Annotated in this window: 17 protein-coding genes; 7 read left to right on the plus strand and 10 right to left on the minus strand. The window is 71.8% G+C overall.

The features are described 5' to 3' along the window. Positions 1 to 95: 95 nt before the first annotated feature. Together IF61_RS0114580 and IF61_RS0114585 are read right to left on the minus strand one after the other, a co-directional pair. The gene (locus IF61_RS0114580; RefSeq protein ID WP_030366800.1) at positions 96 to 314 is read right to left on the minus strand and encodes a DUF5326 family protein; all 219 of its coding nucleotides are present in this window, start codon (positions 312 to 314) and stop codon (positions 96 to 98) included. Positions 315 to 463: 149 nt separating this feature from the next. Then, complete coding sequence (locus IF61_RS0114585; RefSeq protein ID WP_030366801.1) at positions 464 to 781, minus strand: cupin domain-containing protein; 318 nt, start codon at positions 779 to 781, stop codon at positions 464 to 466. A gap of 103 nt (positions 782 to 884) precedes the next feature. Between IF61_RS0114585 and IF61_RS0114590 the strand changes: the two genes are divergently transcribed. The 4 genes from IF61_RS0114590 to IF61_RS0114605 all read left to right on the plus strand — a co-directional run bounded on the left by IF61_RS0114590 (position 885) and on the right by IF61_RS0114605 (position 4,092). After that, entirely contained in the window at positions 885 to 1,265 is a 381-nt protein-coding gene (locus IF61_RS0114590) for a phage holin family protein (protein ID WP_030366802.1), read from the plus strand. Between the two features lie 44 nt (positions 1,266 to 1,309). Then, positions 1,310 to 2,473: a cystathionine gamma-lyase gene (locus IF61_RS0114595; RefSeq protein ID WP_043189175.1), complete on the plus strand. Its 1,164-nt coding sequence runs from the start codon at positions 1,310 to 1,312 to the stop codon at positions 2,471 to 2,473. 158 nt (positions 2,474 to 2,631) lie between these two features. Continuing rightward, the gene (locus IF61_RS0114600) at positions 2,632 to 3,531 is read left to right on the plus strand and encodes a LysR family transcriptional regulator (protein WP_030366804.1); all 900 of its coding nucleotides are present in this window, start codon (positions 2,632 to 2,634) and stop codon (positions 3,529 to 3,531) included. 54 nt (positions 3,532 to 3,585) lie between these two features. Continuing rightward, the gene (locus IF61_RS0114605) at positions 3,586 to 4,092 is read left to right on the plus strand and encodes an NUDIX hydrolase (RefSeq protein ID WP_030366805.1); all 507 of its coding nucleotides are present in this window, start codon (positions 3,586 to 3,588) and stop codon (positions 4,090 to 4,092) included. 73 nt (positions 4,093 to 4,165) lie between these two features. Here the strand turns inward: IF61_RS0114605 and IF61_RS0114610 are convergent, their stop codons facing one another. From IF61_RS0114610 to IF61_RS0114625, 4 genes are all read right to left on the minus strand, one after another. After that, complete coding sequence (locus IF61_RS0114610; RefSeq protein ID WP_342667992.1) at positions 4,166 to 5,164, minus strand: globin domain-containing protein; 999 nt, start codon at positions 5,162 to 5,164, stop codon at positions 4,166 to 4,168. Between the two features lie 553 nt (positions 5,165 to 5,717). After that, positions 5,718 to 6,350, minus strand: coding sequence for an HAD family hydrolase (locus tag IF61_RS0114615; RefSeq protein WP_030366807.1), 633 nt, complete (start codon positions 6,348 to 6,350; stop codon positions 5,718 to 5,720). 105 nt (positions 6,351 to 6,455) lie between these two features. Then, positions 6,456 to 6,893 carry a GlcG/HbpS family heme-binding protein gene (locus tag IF61_RS0114620; RefSeq protein WP_030366808.1) on the minus strand — a complete coding sequence of 146 codons (438 nt, stop codon included), beginning with the start codon at positions 6,891 to 6,893 and terminating at the stop codon, positions 6,456 to 6,458. A gap of 111 nt (positions 6,894 to 7,004) precedes the next feature. Then, a complete protein-coding gene (locus IF61_RS0114625; RefSeq protein ID WP_052392693.1) occupies positions 7,005 to 8,237 on the minus strand; it encodes an MFS transporter in 1,233 nt (410 codons plus the stop codon). Between the two features lie 193 nt (positions 8,238 to 8,430). Between IF61_RS0114625 and IF61_RS0114630 the strand changes: the two genes are divergently transcribed. Further along, the gene (locus IF61_RS0114630; protein ID WP_030366810.1) at positions 8,431 to 8,892 is read left to right on the plus strand and encodes a MarR family winged helix-turn-helix transcriptional regulator; all 462 of its coding nucleotides are present in this window, start codon (positions 8,431 to 8,433) and stop codon (positions 8,890 to 8,892) included. Positions 8,893 to 8,957: 65 nt separating this feature from the next. Here the strand turns inward: IF61_RS0114630 and IF61_RS0114635 are convergent, their stop codons facing one another. The 3 genes from IF61_RS0114635 to IF61_RS0114645 all read right to left on the minus strand — a co-directional run bounded on the left by IF61_RS0114635 (position 8,958) and on the right by IF61_RS0114645 (position 12,594). Beyond that, positions 8,958 to 9,704 (minus strand): TetR/AcrR family transcriptional regulator, encoded by a 747-nt coding sequence (locus tag IF61_RS0114635; protein WP_052392694.1) that lies wholly within the window; start codon positions 9,702 to 9,704, stop codon positions 8,958 to 8,960. 207 nt (positions 9,705 to 9,911) lie between these two features. Further along, on the minus strand, positions 9,912 to 11,048 hold the full coding sequence (locus IF61_RS0114640) for a pyridoxal-phosphate-dependent aminotransferase family protein (RefSeq protein WP_030366812.1): 1,137 nt from the start codon (positions 11,046 to 11,048) through the stop codon (positions 9,912 to 9,914). Positions 11,049 to 11,160: 112 nt separating this feature from the next. Further along, complete coding sequence (locus tag IF61_RS0114645; protein ID WP_052392695.1) at positions 11,161 to 12,594, minus strand: serine hydrolase domain-containing protein; 1,434 nt, start codon at positions 12,592 to 12,594, stop codon at positions 11,161 to 11,163. A gap of 66 nt (positions 12,595 to 12,660) precedes the next feature. Between IF61_RS0114645 and IF61_RS0114650 the strand changes: the two genes are divergently transcribed. Further along, entirely contained in the window at positions 12,661 to 13,098 is a 438-nt protein-coding gene (locus IF61_RS0114650; protein ID WP_043189274.1) for a MerR family transcriptional regulator, read from the plus strand. Continuing rightward, complete coding sequence (gene trxA, locus IF61_RS0114655; protein WP_030366815.1) at positions 13,095 to 13,445, plus strand: thioredoxin; 351 nt, start codon at positions 13,095 to 13,097, stop codon at positions 13,443 to 13,445. The genes IF61_RS0114650 and trxA overlap by 4 nt, the downstream gene beginning before the upstream one ends. A gap of 5 nt (positions 13,446 to 13,450) precedes the next feature. Here trxA and dnaB read toward each other — a convergent pair whose 3' ends face one another. Then, positions 13,451 to 14,956: a replicative DNA helicase gene (gene dnaB, locus IF61_RS0114660; RefSeq protein WP_030366816.1), complete on the minus strand. Its 1,506-nt coding sequence runs from the start codon at positions 14,954 to 14,956 to the stop codon at positions 13,451 to 13,453. Positions 14,957 to 15,312 lie beyond the last annotated feature (356 nt).

Here is a 15,312-nt window from a genome sequence, read left to right on the forward strand (position 1 = left end):
CGTCAACACCGGTCCGGGCGGCGACCGGAAGGACGAGCTCTCAGAGGGCCCGCGGGCCCGCGCCGGCCCTCGGCCGAACGCTCGGCGGCCGGCGGCTACCAGTCGCTCTTCGACGAGGACGACGACGTGAACTTCTTGACGATGAAGATCAGCCCGCCGACGAGCGCGACCAGCAGCAGGGCCTTGAAGACCAGCGCTACGACGAAGCCCAACACGGTCATGATCAGGCTGCCGAACACCACGAGGACGAGCGCCGGCACGGCGATCCACTTCACCCACCAGGGCAGTCCTGCGAAAATCCCCTTCTCGGCCATATCGTTCGTCCCCTGCTTTCCGCTTCGTGGGACCGGAGCCCTGCTGCTCCGGCCTTGCTTCGATGCTAGGACGGACAGGGGTCCGGACGGGGCCCCCGCAGCCCCCGTCGACCCCTGAGCCTCCCCCTACGGGTTCCCGGGGCGGACCCTCAGCTCTCAGGCGGAGAGAAGACCACCAGAACCCTCAGAGGCTCGCTGATGTGGTGGAAGCGGTGGGTCACCCCGGCCGGTACGTACACCACGCTCCCCCGCCCCACCTGCGTCGTCTCCTCACCCACGGTGATCGACGCCCGGCCGCTCATCACCACGTACACCTCGTCCTGGGCGTGCGGGGTCTGCGGGTCCATCTGCCCCGCGTCGAGCGCGTACAACCCGACCGACATGTTCCGCTCGCGCAGGAACTGCAGGTACGCGCCGTCGTTCGCGAGGCGCTCACCCTCCAGTTCATCCAGCCGGAAGGCCTTCATCTACCGTCCACCTCTTGCCGCTCCTCGTCCGTGACCGGTCCGTGGCTCCGGCCGCCGACCGTGCTGATCCGCGCCGGGCGGGCGCGTCTGCAACGATCTCACCATGAAGAATTTCGTAGTCAAGACGATCGCCAACGCGGCGGCCCTGGCGGTCGCCATCTGGCTGCTCAAGGGCATCACGCTCTCCGGTGAGAACACCGCGCGCAAGGTGCTCACGCTGATCCTCGTCGCGCTCGTCTTCGGCGTGGTCAACTTCATCGTCAAGCCGGTGGTGAAGCTGCTGTCCTTCCCGCTGTTCATCCTCACCCTCGGCCTCATCACGCTGGTGATCAACGCGCTGATGCTCCTGCTGACCTCGTGGATCGCCAAGGAACTGGGGCTCGCCTTCCATGTCGACGGGTTCTGGAACGCCCTGCTCGGCGGCGTGATCATCTCGGTCGTGGCATGGGCGATGCACGTGATCCTGCCGGACGAGAAGGACTGAACCGGCGCCGGACGACGGGACGGACGAGGACGAAGGAGCAGCCGATGACGGGCGACGGCACCCGGGCCGTACGAGCGGGCCTGCCGGAACCGCGGGCGAACGAGCCCGCGCTCCCCGGCCCGGCCTTCGCCGCCCACTACCACCTCCCGGGCGAGGTCTCCGGCCCGTACACGTACGGCCGCGAGGCCAACCCCACCTGGGCCGCCCTGGAGAGCGCCATCGCCGCGCTGGAGGCACCCGACGGCCCCGGCCCGGTGGCGGAGGCGGTCGCCTTCCCCTCCGGGATGGCCGCGGTCTCCGCCGTGCTCCTCTCCCAGCTGCGGCCCGGCGACACGGCGGTCCTGCCCTCGGACGGCTACCAGCTGCTGCCCGCGCTGCGCGACCGCCTGGAGGCGTTCGGCGTCGCCGTGCGCACCGCCCCGACCGCCGGGGACGCACAGCTCGCCGCGCTGGACGGGGCACGGCTGCTGTGGCTCGAATCGCCCTCCAACCCCGGCCTCGACGTGTGCGACATCCGCCGCCTCGCCGACGCCGCCCACCGCCACGGCGCGCTCGTCGCCGTCGACAACACCCTCCCCACCCCGCTCGGCCAGCGCCCCCTCGAACTGGGCGCCGACTTCTCCGTGGCCAGCGGCACCAAGGCCCTCACCGGTCACGGGGATCTGCTCCTGGGCTACGTGGCCGCACGCGACCCACGGCTCACCGCGGCCGTAAGGGACTGGCGCAAGGTCGCCGGCGCGATCCCCGGCCCCATGGAGGCCTGGCTGGCCCACCGCTCCCTGGCGACACTGCAACTGCGCGTGGACCGGCAGGCGGCCACCGCACTCGCACTCGCCGAAGCCCTGCGCGACCGGCCCGAAGTGACGGGCCTGCGCCATCCCGGCCTGCCCACCGACCCCGCCCACGCACTTGCCCTGCGGCAGATGCGCGGCGGCCGCTTCGGATGCGTGGTCTCCTTCGTCCTGCCGGGCCGGGCGCACGCCGAACGCTTCCTGACCGCCCTGCGACTCGTCGACGAAGCGACCAGCTTCGGCGGCGTGCGGTCGACGGCCGAGCGGCGCGGGCGGTGGGGCGGCGACGCCGTGCCGGAGGGGTTCATCCGCTTCTCGGTGGGCGTCGAGGACACCGAGGATCTCGTCGCGGACGTCCTCGCGGCGCTGGACGAGGCGGCCCGCCCGCAAGGACGGCTCGAGTCTCCCCCCTCTTGACTCGAGCCGTCGTGGCCAAACGCGCGACCCCGCGCGAATGACCACCCGGTCAAGGCTAGTTGACTCTGCGTCAGTGTCCAATCACACCGGCGACACAGCCCTATCGACTTATTTATAGTTCCCCTACGACCGGCAAGCACCGAGTCAGGGGAGACGGCATGGATCTGGCCCTGCTGCGCACGTTCGTCACGGTGCACCGGGCCGGGTCCTTCACCCGCGCCGCGGCCCTCCTCGGCCTCTCCCAGCCCGCCGTCACCGGCCAGATCCGCACGCTGGAGACGCAGTTGGGCCGCCCCCTGTTCCTCCGCCTGGCCCGCGGTGTGCGCCCCACCACCACCGGCGAAGAACTGGCCCACAAGATCGCACCGCACGTCGACGCCCTCCTGGAGATCACCGAAGCGGGCATCGACGAGGAGGGGACACCGAGCCGCACCCTCCACCTCGCCGGCCCGCCCGAGTTCACCGGCCTGCGCGCCCTCCCCGCGCTCACCCCCCTCATCGCCCAGGGCCTGACCGTGCGCGTCGCCCACGGCACCTCCGACGAGCTCTTCGAGAGCCTGTCCGCCGGCCACCACGACCTCGCGATCACCACCGCGCGCCCCCGCGGCCGGCTGCTGACCGCCACCCCGCTCTGCGACGAGGAGCACGTCCTCGTGGCGGCGCCGCGCTGGGCGGCACGGCTGGGCGGACCGGCCGTCGTGCGCGACAAGGGCGTACGGGCCCTGGAGCACCTGCCCGTGGTCGAGGTCCACGAGACCCTGCCGCTCGTCACCCGCTACTGGGCCGCCGTCTTCGACACCGAGCCCGTCGCCTCCGGCAGCGTCGTCGCCCCCGACCTGCGGGCCGTCCTCTCCTGCGTCGTCGCGGGCGCCGGCATCGGCGTGCTGCCCCGCTACCTGTGCGCGGACGCCCTCGACACGGGCGAACTCGTCGCCCTCCTGGACCCGCCCGTCCCCCCGTTGCGCACCTATTTCCTCGTCGTACGGACCGGCACGCTGGCCCACCCGCACCTCGCCCGGGCACACGAGTGGCTGCTGCGCGCTGCCGTTTCCTGGTGAGAAAGGGCTGCCGCCCGGGGTTTCGCCGACCGTCGTACGCGGCAGATGTCCCCTATGACCGAACGTCCAGTGGTCAAGCGCACCGCTCGCGCCATCCTCCTCGACAGCGGCGGCGATCCCGGGCCCCACGCCGCCCTGGAGATGATCCTGATCAAGCGCACCAAACCCGGTCAGGCGCCGTACTGGATCACGCCCGGCGGCGGCATGGAGCCGGAGGACACCACGGTGGTCGCCGCGCTCCACCGCGAGGTCGACGAGGAGCTCGGCGCCAAGGTCGTCGATGTCGTCCCGGCCTTCGTCGATACCGTCACGCACTCCCTCCACCACGCCGCCCACGGCGTCAAGGTGCAGCACTTCTTCGTCTGCCGGCTCGCCTCCATGGACCTCTCGCTGCGCCACGGCCCCGAGGTGGACGAGCCGCGCGGGACGTACGAGGTGGTGCGGATCCCCTTCACGCGGGCCGGGATCGCCTCGGTGGAGCTGGTGCCGCCGTCGCTGCGCGCCTATCTCGACGCGAACATCGAGGGCGTACGGGCGCTGCTGGCGGACGACCTGGGGTAGTTCCCCGTGCCTTCCCCGTGCCTTCCCGTTTCGGTCCGCGTTCGCTCCACGGTCGTTCCGCGGCCCGTGCGGGTCAGCCCGGTGCCGCCGCCATGAGGCCGCCGATCTCGTCGTGACGTATGCGGTGGGACGGGATGCCGATGCCCACCAGCGTGTCCACACCGCTGCGGATCATCCCGGGCGGGCCGGACAGGTAGGCGTCGTAGGCGGGCCAGGGCCCGTACTGGCGCACGATGGCGGGGAGTTCGCCGCTCAGGCCGCGGGTGGGGCCGTCAGAGATGACCGGCCGCACCGAGAGCCAGTTGTGCGCCCGCTGCAACTGCAGCATGGTGTCGATGTCGTAGAGGTCGCCGGCGTGGCGCGCCCCGTAGAAGACCTCGACGGGGCGGCAGCGGCCGTGCTCGGCGACGTCCTCCACGAGCGCCTTGATCGGGGCGATGCCGGTGCCGCCGCCCAGGCACAGCAGCCCGTTGTCAGTGCTGTGGTCCACAATCATGGAACCGGCGGGGGGACCGAGCCGCAGGACATCGCCCGGGCGGGCGCGGTGGACGAGGGCGCTGGACACCCAGCCGGCGGGCACGGCCTTCACGTGGAAGGAGAGCAGCCCGTCAGGACGGGGCGCGGCGGAGAAGGAGTAGTGCCGCCACACGCGCGGCCACCAGGGGGTTTCGAGGGTCGTGTACTGACCCGCGAGGAAGGGGTACGGCTGGTCGGGCCGTACGGTCACGACGGCGATGTCCGGCGTGCGCAGCTCGTGGCGGACGATCTCGGCCTGCCACCAGGCGGGGGACTGCTCCTCGTCCTCGGCGGCCGCGTCGATCATGATCTGCGAGATCGCCGTGTACGTGCGCACCCAGGCGGCCTCGGTGGCCTCGTTCCAGGTGACCGGGGCGTAGCGGGCGAGGGCGGCGAGCAGGCATTCGCCGACGGCGGGGTAGTGCTCGGGCAGCGTGCCGTACTTCCTGTGGCCGCGGCCGAGCCGGGAGAGGTAGGCGGTGAGGGCGGCGGCGTCGTCCGCGTGCCGGGCGGCGGTCAGCAGCGCCTTGAAGAGGCGGTCGCGCTGGGTGTCCATGGCCACGGGGAACAAAACGCGAAGATCGGGATTCCGTATGAACAGGAGCGCGTAGAAATACGAAGTGGCCTTGTCGGCCACGGGCTCCAGCTCCGCCAGAGTGCTGCGGACGGCGTGGGTGTCGGGGGACGGCGCTGCTCCGGTCGCAAGGGCGGGGGCCGGAGCAGGGCGGAACCTCTGGTCGGGCGGTGGTTCGGCCGGGCGCTGGTGTTCGGCCGGCCGCTGGTGCTCGGGCGGGGGCGGAGGGGGAGCGGCCGTCGGCCGACCTGGTCGGAGCGTCCTTCATCGTCTCGCCTCGAACATCTCTCGGTCCGTCCTCGCACTTCCGTCCTAGACGGAAAGTGTTCGCATTTCCCCGCTCTGCTCATGGGTCGCTGTTCAGGCTGCGCAGCATGCCATCTTCTGTGCGGCCTCGCGCGAATCACGGGAAGTGCGAGTGGTGCGGCCCCGGTTGAGGCTAGGATCAGCCGCTCCCCCACCCATGGGAACAGACTCCTGGGACGGTTACGGCGAGGCAATGCCCTTCACATGCACGGAAGTTGACCGTATCGGGCTACGAACCGGAGCCGACGAGTTCATACGCTTCTCTGAGGTCCCGGCCCGCATATGCGTGGACCGCGATATCCCGTACGTGGTGGTCCGCGTTCACCGCCACGGAAACCGGTACCACGGAGAACAGCTCGGCATCGGACATCGAGTCCCCGTAGGCCACGCAATCGGCACGGGTCAGGCCGAATTCCGCACAGAGCTCGTCGGCGATCCGCACCTTCGCCCCGGCGTCGAGGATCCCCGCGGGGTTCACCGGGTCCCGGAACGGCACCGCGGGCCAGAGCGAGCCGTGGGCCGCGTCGGCGCCCCAGGTCAGCAGGCGTTCCACGAAGAAGCCGGGGGACAGCGAAATCACGGCGCACCGCTCGCCGCGGGCCCGGATCTCCGCCCATACGTCGCGGATTCCGGCCATCCAAGGCGCTCCGTCGAAAGCCGCGGCGACGTGTTCCTCGGTGAGTTCCCTCCACAGCGCGCAGGCGAGTTCGGCAAAGCGCGGGGGGTCGAGCTCGCGGGCCGCGAAGGCCCTTTCCAGTTCGGCGATCTCCTCCTCTACCCCGAGCTGCCGGGATATCTCGATCGCCGCCGCGGACCCGTGCATCAGGGTCCCGTCCATATCGAACAAATGCAGTCTGCTCACGGTCCCCGAGCGTAGGCGGCCCGGCACCGGAGGACACGCGAATAGTGCGCGGCCGGTGCCGGGCCGGTGCCTGTGGTGGGCGCGGGGCACGGCCGGTGCGGGGCGTCAGCCGCCCAGCACGGCCGCGATCGCGGTCAGAGCGATGCCGTGGTCCTGGTCCGGGGCCCCGCCGCCCACGCCGATGGCTCCGACGAGCCGGCCGTCGCGGTGCAGCGGCACTCCCCCGGCGATGAAGAGCAGCGGGCGGTCCAGGGCCGTGGGCAGGGTGTGGAAGAGCCCGTCGGGCCGGACGGCGTCGACCAGGTCCGCCGTCGGCGCGTCCAGCTGCAGCGCAGTGAACGCCTTGCGCGTGCTGGTCTCCCCCGCGATCAGCACGGCCCGGTCGTCGCGGCGGAACGCCAGCAGGTGACCCCCGGCGTCGAGGACGGTCACGGCGATCCGTACGTCCTGCTCGTCCGCGGCCCGGCGGGCGGCGACGACGAGCGCATCGGCGTCGTCCGTGGTGAGGGGGAGGACGGGGGTGGCAGTGGCGGTCGTGGTCATGGGGGTTCTCCTAGTGGTGCGTGGTGCTGTGGTGAAGTGGACGGGGTGTGAGGCGGTACGGAGCGCGCGGCGGTACGGGGCGCGAAGAGGTCCGGCGCGGCGCCTACGGAGTCACGTGTACTGCCGCTCCGGCGCGGCCTCCTGCCGTGCCACGACGCGCCCGGCCCGCGCGCCGGCCGCGCCCGTCTCGGCCCGGGCTCCCGTACGGCGCTCCAGCGCCCGGGAGACGAGGGCCAGGACGAGTGCGGAGGCGGCCATGGCCGCACCGACCCAGTTGGGCGCCGTGTAACTGAAGCCGGCGGAGATCACGAGGCCACCGAGCCAAGCGGCGATGGCGTTGCCCAGGTTGAAGGCGCCGATGTTGGCGGCGGAGGCGAGGGTGGGAGCGTCCGCGGCCTGGTCCAGGACGCGCTTCTGCAGGGGCGGGACCGTTGCGAAGCCCATCGCCCCGATCAGCGGGACGGCGATCACCGTGGCGATCTTGTTGTGGGCGGCGAGCGGCAGCAGCGCGAGGACGATCGCGAGGCCGGCGAGGGCGGTGAGCAGCATGGGCATCAGCGCGCGGTCGGCGTACCGGCCGCCGACGAGGTTGCCGGCCACCATGCCCAGGCCGAAGAGGACGAGGAGCCAGGTGACGGAGGAGGAGGCGAAGCCCGCGGCGTCGGTCATCATCGGCGTGAAGTAGGTGGTCATGGTGAAGACGCCGCCGAAGCCGAGGACGGTCATCGCCATCGCGAGAAGGACCTGGGGGTTGCGGAAGGCGGCCAGTTCGCCGCCGATCCGGGCCCGTTCGGGGCGGGGCTGCCGCGGGACGAGCGCGGCGATGCCGAGGACGGCGAGCACGCCCAGTCCGGCGATGAGGAAGAACGTGATCCGCCAGCCGGCGCTCTGGCCGACCATCGTGCCCATCGGCACGCCCACCACATTGGCCACCGTCAGCCCCGTGAACATCATCGAGATCGCGGCCGCCTTCTTCTGCGGGGCGACGAGCCCGGCCGCGACGATCGCGCCGATGCCGAAGAACGCGCCGTGCGCGAACGAGGCGACCACCCGCCCGGCCAGCATCACCGAGAAGACGGGGGCGGCGGCCGAGATCGCGTTGCCGGCGACGAACAGGCCCATCAGGGCCATGAGCATCGCCTTGCGCGGCACCCGGCTGCCGAGGATCGCGAGGATCGGGGCCCCGATCAGGACGCCGAGCGCGTAGCCGGTCGTCAGGTAGCCGGCGGTCGGGATGGAGACGCCGAATTCGTCCGCGATCTCCGGGAGCAGGCCCGAGGTGACGAATTCGGTGGTGCCGATACCGAAGGCGCCGATGGCGAGCGCCAGCAGTGCGAGGGGCATGACGGGGTCCTTCGGGGAGGGGGTGGGGGTCTGGTCCGGCGGAGGGATCCCAGGCCGCGCCGATCTCATTGCGATCGACCCTTACCGGCGTAGACAATAATTGCCGACGCCGATACTTGCAAGCGCGGGCTATTGCGGACGGGAGATATCCTGGTCGGTGACGACACGCGTGTGCGGTCAGAAGGAGGGCCCCATGTCCCGCACCCCGGACCCCGCTCTGCTCGGCCTGGCGCAGGGCTGGTGCGCGCTGTCCGCCTTGCACGGCCGGATCGAGGCGCACATCGAGCGGGCGCTGCAGGCCGCGCACGGCCTGAGCGTGCGCGAGTTCTCCGTGCTCGACGTGCTCAGCAGGCAGCACAGCGGCGAGGGCGGCCACCTGCGCATGAACGAGGTCTCCGAGGCCGTCGTGCTCAGCCAGAGCGCGACGACGCGCCTGGTCAACCGCCTGGAGGACCGCGGTCTGCTGACCCGCTACCTCTGCCTCACGGACCGCCGGGGCATCTACACCGACGTCACGGAGGCGGGCCTCGCCCTCCTCGGACAGGCCCGGCCGACGAACGACACCGCCCTGCGCGAGGCTCTCGACGAGGCCTCCAAGCGCGAGGAGCTGGCTCCGCTCGTCACGGCCGTGGAGTCGCTCGCTCCCGTTTCGTAACAGCGCCTCGTAACAGCGCCCGGCTTCGACCTACCGGCCCCCGGCCGCCCTGAGGGACCGGGGGCCTACGCGCGCGCCCTGGCCCGCTCCCGGTGCGCCTTCTGCCGGCAGGCCGCGCCGCAGTACCGGGCAGGCCGGCCCGTACGCGCGGGAGCCACCGCGCCTCCGCACACCCCGCACTGCGTTTCGTTACGCTCTGCCGGCGGATTCGCGGGCAGTTTCGTTACGCGACGGCCCGGACGGAGGCTGTCGCACGCCAGGGCCGTCATCCTCCCCTGCGCCACGCCCGGGCCGCGCCGCTGCTCCATCGACAGACAGCCCATGAGCAGGGCCATCAGGTCGTCGATGGTCACGTCCTTCCGTACGGCGTCGGCCTGTTGGGCCCGTCGCAGGAGGACGGCGAGGGCCTCCCGGAACGCCTCTTCGACGCCGGGGGATGCCTCGAACCGGCCCTCCAGGGCATCGCACAGCGCCTTGTTCCGCACCGTCAGCCGTATGACCGCCGAGAGGTAGCGATAGAAGACCGTGCCGGGGTCGCCGACATGCGCCAACTCCCGTGCCGTGTCTGTGAAGAGCACGATCCGGTCACTGACCGCCGCCCTGAACAGGGCTTCTTTGGAAGGGAAATGACGGTAGACCGTTCCTGTACCGACACCTGCGCGGCGCGCGATCTCACCGAGCGGCACCCCCAACCCGGCTTCCTCAAAGGCGGATCGGGCCGCCTGGAGGACCAGCGCACGGTTGCGCCGGGCGTCCGAGCGCAGGGATGCGGAGGCCTGCGAAGGCAGTGAAGAGAGTCTGCGCTCTGCCATGCGAATACGCCTCCAGAGGCCGGGAATCGAAACGGGTTGCCGGTTCCGATTCTATCCGGGCGTGTGAACGAGGGGCGCGACACGCCATATCGGGGCAAATCAAAAGAAGAGGGAGGAAAGAACGGAGGAAGGAGCGCAAAGAAAAGGGGCCGCCGCCGGTGCGCGCAGCACCGGCGGCGGCCCTGGGCCACGCCGAAGAACCGGGGGTCAGCCCGGGATCACCGCATCCCACGCCTTCCCTGCCGCGGTCAGTGCCGCCGCCGCGTCCGCGACCGGCACGCCCAGTGCGCGCAGCCCCTCCCCGAGAGCCGCCAGCGAGGCCAGGACGACCTCGCGGTCCGCGTCGAGGCCGTAGTGGTTGACGCGGATCATTTCCTTGGCCAGCGGGCCGGCCGCCGCCTGGACGGGCACGGAAGCATCGGCCGCCAGGGCGGCTGCCACCACATCGCGGGCGTCCCTGCCGTCAGGGGCGCGCAGGGTGGTGGCGACGGGGGCCGCGTCCTCATCCCGGACAACGTACGGGGACAGGCCGCCCAGGGCCCGGACGCCGGCGCGCATGGCGGCGGCAGCAGCGCGGTGACGGGCCATGACGGCCTCCAGGCCGTCCTCTTCGATGCGGTCGACGGCCTGCTCCAGGGCCAGCATCTCCAACTGCGCGGGGGCGTGCGGCAGGGCCGCGCGGCCGCCGTCGATCCAGCGCTCCTTCCAGTCCAGCAGGGAGAGGTAAGAGCGGCGCGGCGCCTGCTCGTTGGCGGCGATGCGCTCCCAGGCACGGGCGCTGACCGAGACGACGGAGACGCCGGCCGGGCCCGCCATGGCCTTCTGGCCGCCGATGACGCACAGGTCGACACCCCACTCGTCGGTGAGGAGCGGTTCGGCACCGACGGACGCGACCGCGTCCAGCATCAGCAGCGCGCCGTGCGCGCGCACGACCTCGCCGATCGCGGCCACGGGGTTGGTATTGCCCGTGGCCGCCTCGGCGTGCACCAGGCTGACGAAGTCGATCTCGGGGTGCGCGCGCAGCGCCTCCGCGACCTGCTCGGCGCCGACCGCGCCGCTGAACGGCGCCGAGATCGTGATCACCTCGGCGCCGCAGGAGCGCAGCCAGCCGCCGAACGTCTCGCCGTACGGGCCGGTGATGATGTTGAGCGCGGTGCTGCCGGGCCGGACGGCCGAGCGGATCGCGGCCTCCAGCGGCAGCAGCGCCTCTCCCTGCATCGTGACGACCGTCTCGCGCGTGCGCATCAGCGACGCGATCTTGTCCTCGATGCGCGCGAAGTGACCGGCGCCCAGGGGCGCGAGGTCGAGCAGGTCCGGTGCGTCCGGTGCGGTGTTCGCAGTCACGGTGCCAGTGCCTTCCGGGTGTCGCGCCGGGTGTCCGGCGCCCGCCAATCTCCCCCTGACCCTACGTCCGTAACCGGTTGCGCGCCGACCGTCATCCACAGGGCCGGAGGGATTATCGGACCGGCGCTGTTTCCTCCGGCATCCCCTCGGTTCCGGCCCCCGCCGTCCGCCAGCCCTCCGCGTCCACGCCTCCCGGCACCGGGGCTCCCGCCTCGTAGGGTTCGCGGGTGAAGACGAACGTGCCGAGGTCGAGGTGAGTCACCCGGTCCCCTGCCGTACTTCGTACGGCCCTCAGCGTCTCCCCCGCGTAGTAGCCGTCGAGCCCCGTCCACGTGCCGTCCGCCTCCGGGCGGAAGCGCGCGGCGCGGCCGCCCGCGCCGAGGGGGAAGAGTTCCAGGGCTCCGCCGGCCTCCAAGCGCAGGGTGAACGGCGCGGCGCCCCAGTACCAGGGACCGGTCAGCTCCAGGTGCTCGTCCTTCGCCTCGGTGAGGGGACGCCAGGGCGCGGGGAGGCGCGGTTCGAGATCGGCGACCGTCGTCAGCAGGTCCGCCGCGACGCCTCCCGCCTCGAAGCAGGACGTGCGGTTGGCGAGCGCCACGCCCGCCAGCCCGTCCCGCGGGCTCGCCAGCAGCATCGCCACGAAGCCCGGCATGGTGCCCATGTGCCCCACGAGCGTCCGGCCGTCCCGCTGCACCACCTGCAGGCCGAGACCGTATCCGGTGGTCCAGCCCTGGTCCTTCGGGCCGCCCTCAGGGGCGCGCATCCCGGCGAGCGTCCGCGCCGCAAGCACCCGCTCGTCCCCGTTCAGAAGAAAGGCCGCGAACCGGCACAGATCGGCTGCCGTCGACCAGAGCTGGCCCGCCGGCGCCATCCGCCCGGTGTCCACGGCCGGCTCGGGAAGGAGGACGTCGGCCCAGGGGTGCACGGCCCAGCCGTCCGCGTGAGGCGCGACGGGTGCGAGCGTCGTCCGGTCCATGCCGAGCGGTTCGAGCACCTCGCGGCGCAGCACCGCGTACCAGCTCTCCCCCCGGAGCCGTTCGACGAGCGCACCGAGCAGCGCGTAGCCGGGGTTGGAGTAGTGGTGCAGCCGCCCGGGGGTGTGGAGCTGGGGACGGTCGCCGAAGAGATCGCCGAGCTCGGGACGCAGCGCGCCGTCCGTGCGCTCCCACCACGGCCCGCGCGCCTCTGCCGCGAGCCCCGAGGTGTGCGACAGGAGCTGGGCGATGGTCGCGTCGCCGCCCGCCGGGGTGTCGAGGTGCGCGCCGAGCCTGTCCTCCAGCTTCAGCAGCCCCTCGTCGCGCAGCCGCATCACCAGCACGGCGACGAACGTCTTGGTGATCGAACCGATGCGGTACTGGACGTCCTCGGCCCGTGCCCCGCCGGGCAGTTCACCGCGGCCCGAGCTCCACACCAGGTGCCCGTCCCGCATCACCGCCCCCGCCATCGACGGCGCACGCCCCTCGGACTGGCCGGTGGCGAGGCGGTGGAGGAGCGCGCGGCGGGTGGCCGGCAACAGATCAGCGTCTTCGTACGGAGTGTCGATCATGCCCGCACCCTAACCAGCGTCCCGCCCCTGGACTTGACGTCAGCGTGAAGGTTTACGGTCATGGCCATGCGCATCGGGGAACTGGCCCGGCAGGCGGGCACCACCACCCGCACGCTGCGGCACTACGAGGAACTCGGGCTCCTGCCCGCCCGCCGCACGGGCAACGGCTACCGCACCTACGACGACGGAGACCTGCGTCTGCTCCAGCAGATCCGCACGCTGCAGGACTTCGGCTTCGGGCTGGAGGAGACCCGCCCGTTCGTGGACTGCCTGCGCGCCGGGCACCCGGCCGGCGACTCCTGCCCCGCCTCACTCGACGTCTACCGCCGCAAGCTCGCGGAGCTGGACGAGTGCATCGCGGACCTGCAGCGGATCCGGGCCGAAGTGGGATCCCAGCTCGCCCGCGCCGAACTGGAGGCGGCGGCCGACGTCCCCGGCGGCCCGCCGCCGCTGTGCGCCTTCGCCCCGCCACCCGAACACGAAAGGGAAACCGGCACGCCATGACCACTGCCGCGAACGCCCCGGCCACGCCTGTCGTGACCGTCACCGACGACACCTTCGCCGCCGAGGTCCTCGACGAGCGGCTGCCCGTCCTCGTCGACTTCACCGCCTCGTGGTGCCCGCCCTGCCGCATGATCGAGCCCGTACTCGCCGAACTGGCGGCGGAGGAGGCGGGACGCCTCAAGATCGTCCGGCTGGACGTGGACACCAGCCCGCAGACACAGGCCGCCTACGGGGTCCTGTCCATGCCGACCCTCGTGCTGTTCCGCGCGGGCGAGCGCGTGACGACCCTCGTGGGCGCCCGCTCCAAGGCCCGCCTGCTCCGCGACCTCGGCGCCGCCCTGGACTGATCAGATCAGGTCTGGGCCATGTCCACGAAGCGCGAGTAGTGGCCCTGGAAGGCCACCGTGATCGTGGCCGTCGGACCGTTACGGTGCTTGCCGACGATGATGTCCGCCTCGCCCGCGCGGGGCGACTCCTTCTCGTAGGCGTCCTCGCGGTGGAGCAGGATGACCATGTCCGCGTCCTGCTCGATGGAGCCGGATTCACGCAGGTCGGAGACCATCGGCTTCTTGTCCGTACGCTGCTCGGGGCCACGGTTCAGCTGTGACAGCGCGATGACCGGCAGCTCCAGCTCCTTGGCCAGCAGCTTGAGGTTTCGGGACATGTCCGAGACCTCCTGCTGACGGCTCTCGGCGCGCTTGGAGCCGCCGGCCTGCATCAGCTGCAGATAGTCGATGATGACGAGCTTGATGTCGCTGCGCTGCTTCAGGCGGCGGCACTTCGCACGGATCTCCATCATCGACAGGTTCGGCGAGTCGTCGATGAACAGCGGGGCCTGGGAGACGTCCGGCATGCGGCGCGCGAGCCGCGTCCAGTCCTCGTCCGTCATGGAGCCCGAGCGCATGTGGTGCAGGGCCACGCGGGCCTCCGCCGACAGCAGGCGCATCGCGATCTCGTTGCGCCCCATTTCGAGCGAGAAGATCACGCTGGCCATGTTGTGCTTGATCGAGCAGGCGCGGGCGAAGTCCAGGGCCAGGGTGGACTTACCCATGGCGGGACGGGCCGCGATGACGATCATCTGGCCGGGGTGCAGGCCGTTCGTCAGGGCGTCGAGGTCGGTGAAGCCCGTCGGGACGCCGGTCATCTCGCCGCTGCGCGAGCCGATCGCCTCGATCTCGTCGAGCGCGCCCTCCATGATGTCGCCGAGGGGGAGGTAGTCCTCGCTGGTGCGCTGCTCGGTGACGGCGTAGACCTCGGCCTGGGCCTTGTTGACGATGTCGTCCACGTCGCCGTCGGCCGCGTATCCCATCTGGGTGATGCGGGTGCCGGCCTCGACCAGGCGGCGCAGGACGGCGCGCTCGTGGACGATCTCGGCGTAGTACTCGGCGTTGGCCGCGGTGGGGACCGTCTGCACGAGCGAGTGCAGGTACGGCGCGCCGCCGACGCGGGTGATCTCGCCGCGCTTGGTGAGCTCGGCGGCGACGGTGATCGGGTCGGCCGGCTCGCCCTTGGCGTAGAGGTCGAGGATGGCCTGGTAGATCGTCTCGTGCGCCGGGCGGTAGAAGTCGTGGCCCTTGAGGACCTCGACGACGTCGGCGATGGCGTCCTTGGACAGCAGCATGCCGCCCAGGACGGACTGCTCGGCATCCAGGTCCTGCGGCGGGACGCGCTCGAAGCCCGCGGCCTCCGGCGGCCGGCCCTGGCCGCCGTCGCCCCGGGACCAGGAGCCGTCCTCCGCGCCGCGGTCGTGGCGCTCGCCGCGCCCCGGGCCGTCGCCGCGGCGGGGACGGGAGACGGGGAGTCGGTCGCCGGGACCCGCATCCGCCCAGGGGTCGTCCATGGGCTCGGGGATGCTCATCCCGCCACCTCCTCCCGTCCGCGAAGCGGACCTTGCCGTGCTGTTCTTTCTTACGGCACGGCTCTGACAATCAGGCCGCCCGACTCCGGTTCCGGCGCGTCGAGTTCAGGGCGGTCCCGCCGGGTCCACCGGGGCCCATCGGGCTCCGGAACAGGCGGCGGCCGCCGGTCCACGGTAGGCCCGCGGGCACCGTCAGCCAATCTGGTTATCCACAGGCCGTGTGGATGACGGGCCCCATCCTGTGGAGAACTCCGTGGATCCTGTGTACGGGGCGGGGGAAACCGCTGTGGACAAACCCACAACCCCTCCTGCCACACGCCTCTGACCTGCAGTTTCACCATCCACCGGCTGTTGAG

Origin of the sequence: Streptomyces roseoverticillatus, assembly GCF_000719265.1 — a bacterium.
GTDB classification, from domain to species: Bacteria; Actinomycetota; Actinomycetes; order Streptomycetales; family Streptomycetaceae; genus Streptomyces; species Streptomyces roseoverticillatus.

Excerpts from the sequence above, each read along its gene's own strand:
- IF61_RS0114595 (WP_043189175.1), top strand. The coding sequence starts at position 1,310 with ATGACGGGCGACGGCACCCGGGCCGTACGAGCGGGCCTGCCGGAACCG.
- IF61_RS0114600 (WP_030366804.1), top strand. The coding sequence starts at position 2,632 with ATGGATCTGGCCCTGCTGCGCACGTTCGTCACGGTGCACCGGGCCGGG.
- IF61_RS0114580 (WP_030366800.1), bottom strand. The coding sequence starts at position 314 with ATGGCCGAGAAGGGGATTTTCGCAGGACTGCCCTGGTGGGTGAAGTGG.
- IF61_RS0114635 (WP_052392694.1), bottom strand. The coding sequence starts at position 9,704 with ATGGCAGAGCGCAGACTCTCTTCACTGCCTTCGCAGGCCTCCGCATCC.
- IF61_RS0114620 (WP_030366808.1), bottom strand. The coding sequence starts at position 6,893 with ATGACCACGACCGCCACTGCCACCCCCGTCCTCCCCCTCACCACGGAC.
- IF61_RS0114590 (WP_030366802.1), top strand. The coding sequence starts at position 885 with ATGAAGAATTTCGTAGTCAAGACGATCGCCAACGCGGCGGCCCTGGCG.
- IF61_RS0114650 (WP_043189274.1), top strand. The coding sequence starts at position 12,661 with ATGCGCATCGGGGAACTGGCCCGGCAGGCGGGCACCACCACCCGCACG.
- IF61_RS0114610 (WP_342667992.1), bottom strand. The coding sequence starts at position 5,164 with ATGGACACCCAGCGCGACCGCCTCTTCAAGGCGCTGCTGACCGCCGCC.
- IF61_RS0114630 (WP_030366810.1), top strand. The coding sequence starts at position 8,431 with ATGTCCCGCACCCCGGACCCCGCTCTGCTCGGCCTGGCGCAGGGCTGG.
- IF61_RS0114585 (WP_030366801.1), bottom strand. The coding sequence starts at position 781 with ATGAAGGCCTTCCGGCTGGATGAACTGGAGGGTGAGCGCCTCGCGAAC.
- dnaB (WP_030366816.1), bottom strand. The coding sequence starts at position 14,956 with ATGAGCATCCCCGAGCCCATGGACGACCCCTGGGCGGATGCGGGTCCC.
- IF61_RS0114645 (WP_052392695.1), bottom strand. The coding sequence starts at position 12,594 with ATGATCGACACTCCGTACGAAGACGCTGATCTGTTGCCGGCCACCCGC.
- IF61_RS0114605 (WP_030366805.1), top strand. The coding sequence starts at position 3,586 with ATGACCGAACGTCCAGTGGTCAAGCGCACCGCTCGCGCCATCCTCCTC.
- IF61_RS0114625 (WP_052392693.1), bottom strand. The coding sequence starts at position 8,237 with ATGCCCCTCGCACTGCTGGCGCTCGCCATCGGCGCCTTCGGTATCGGC.
- trxA (WP_030366815.1), top strand. The coding sequence starts at position 13,095 with ATGACCACTGCCGCGAACGCCCCGGCCACGCCTGTCGTGACCGTCACC.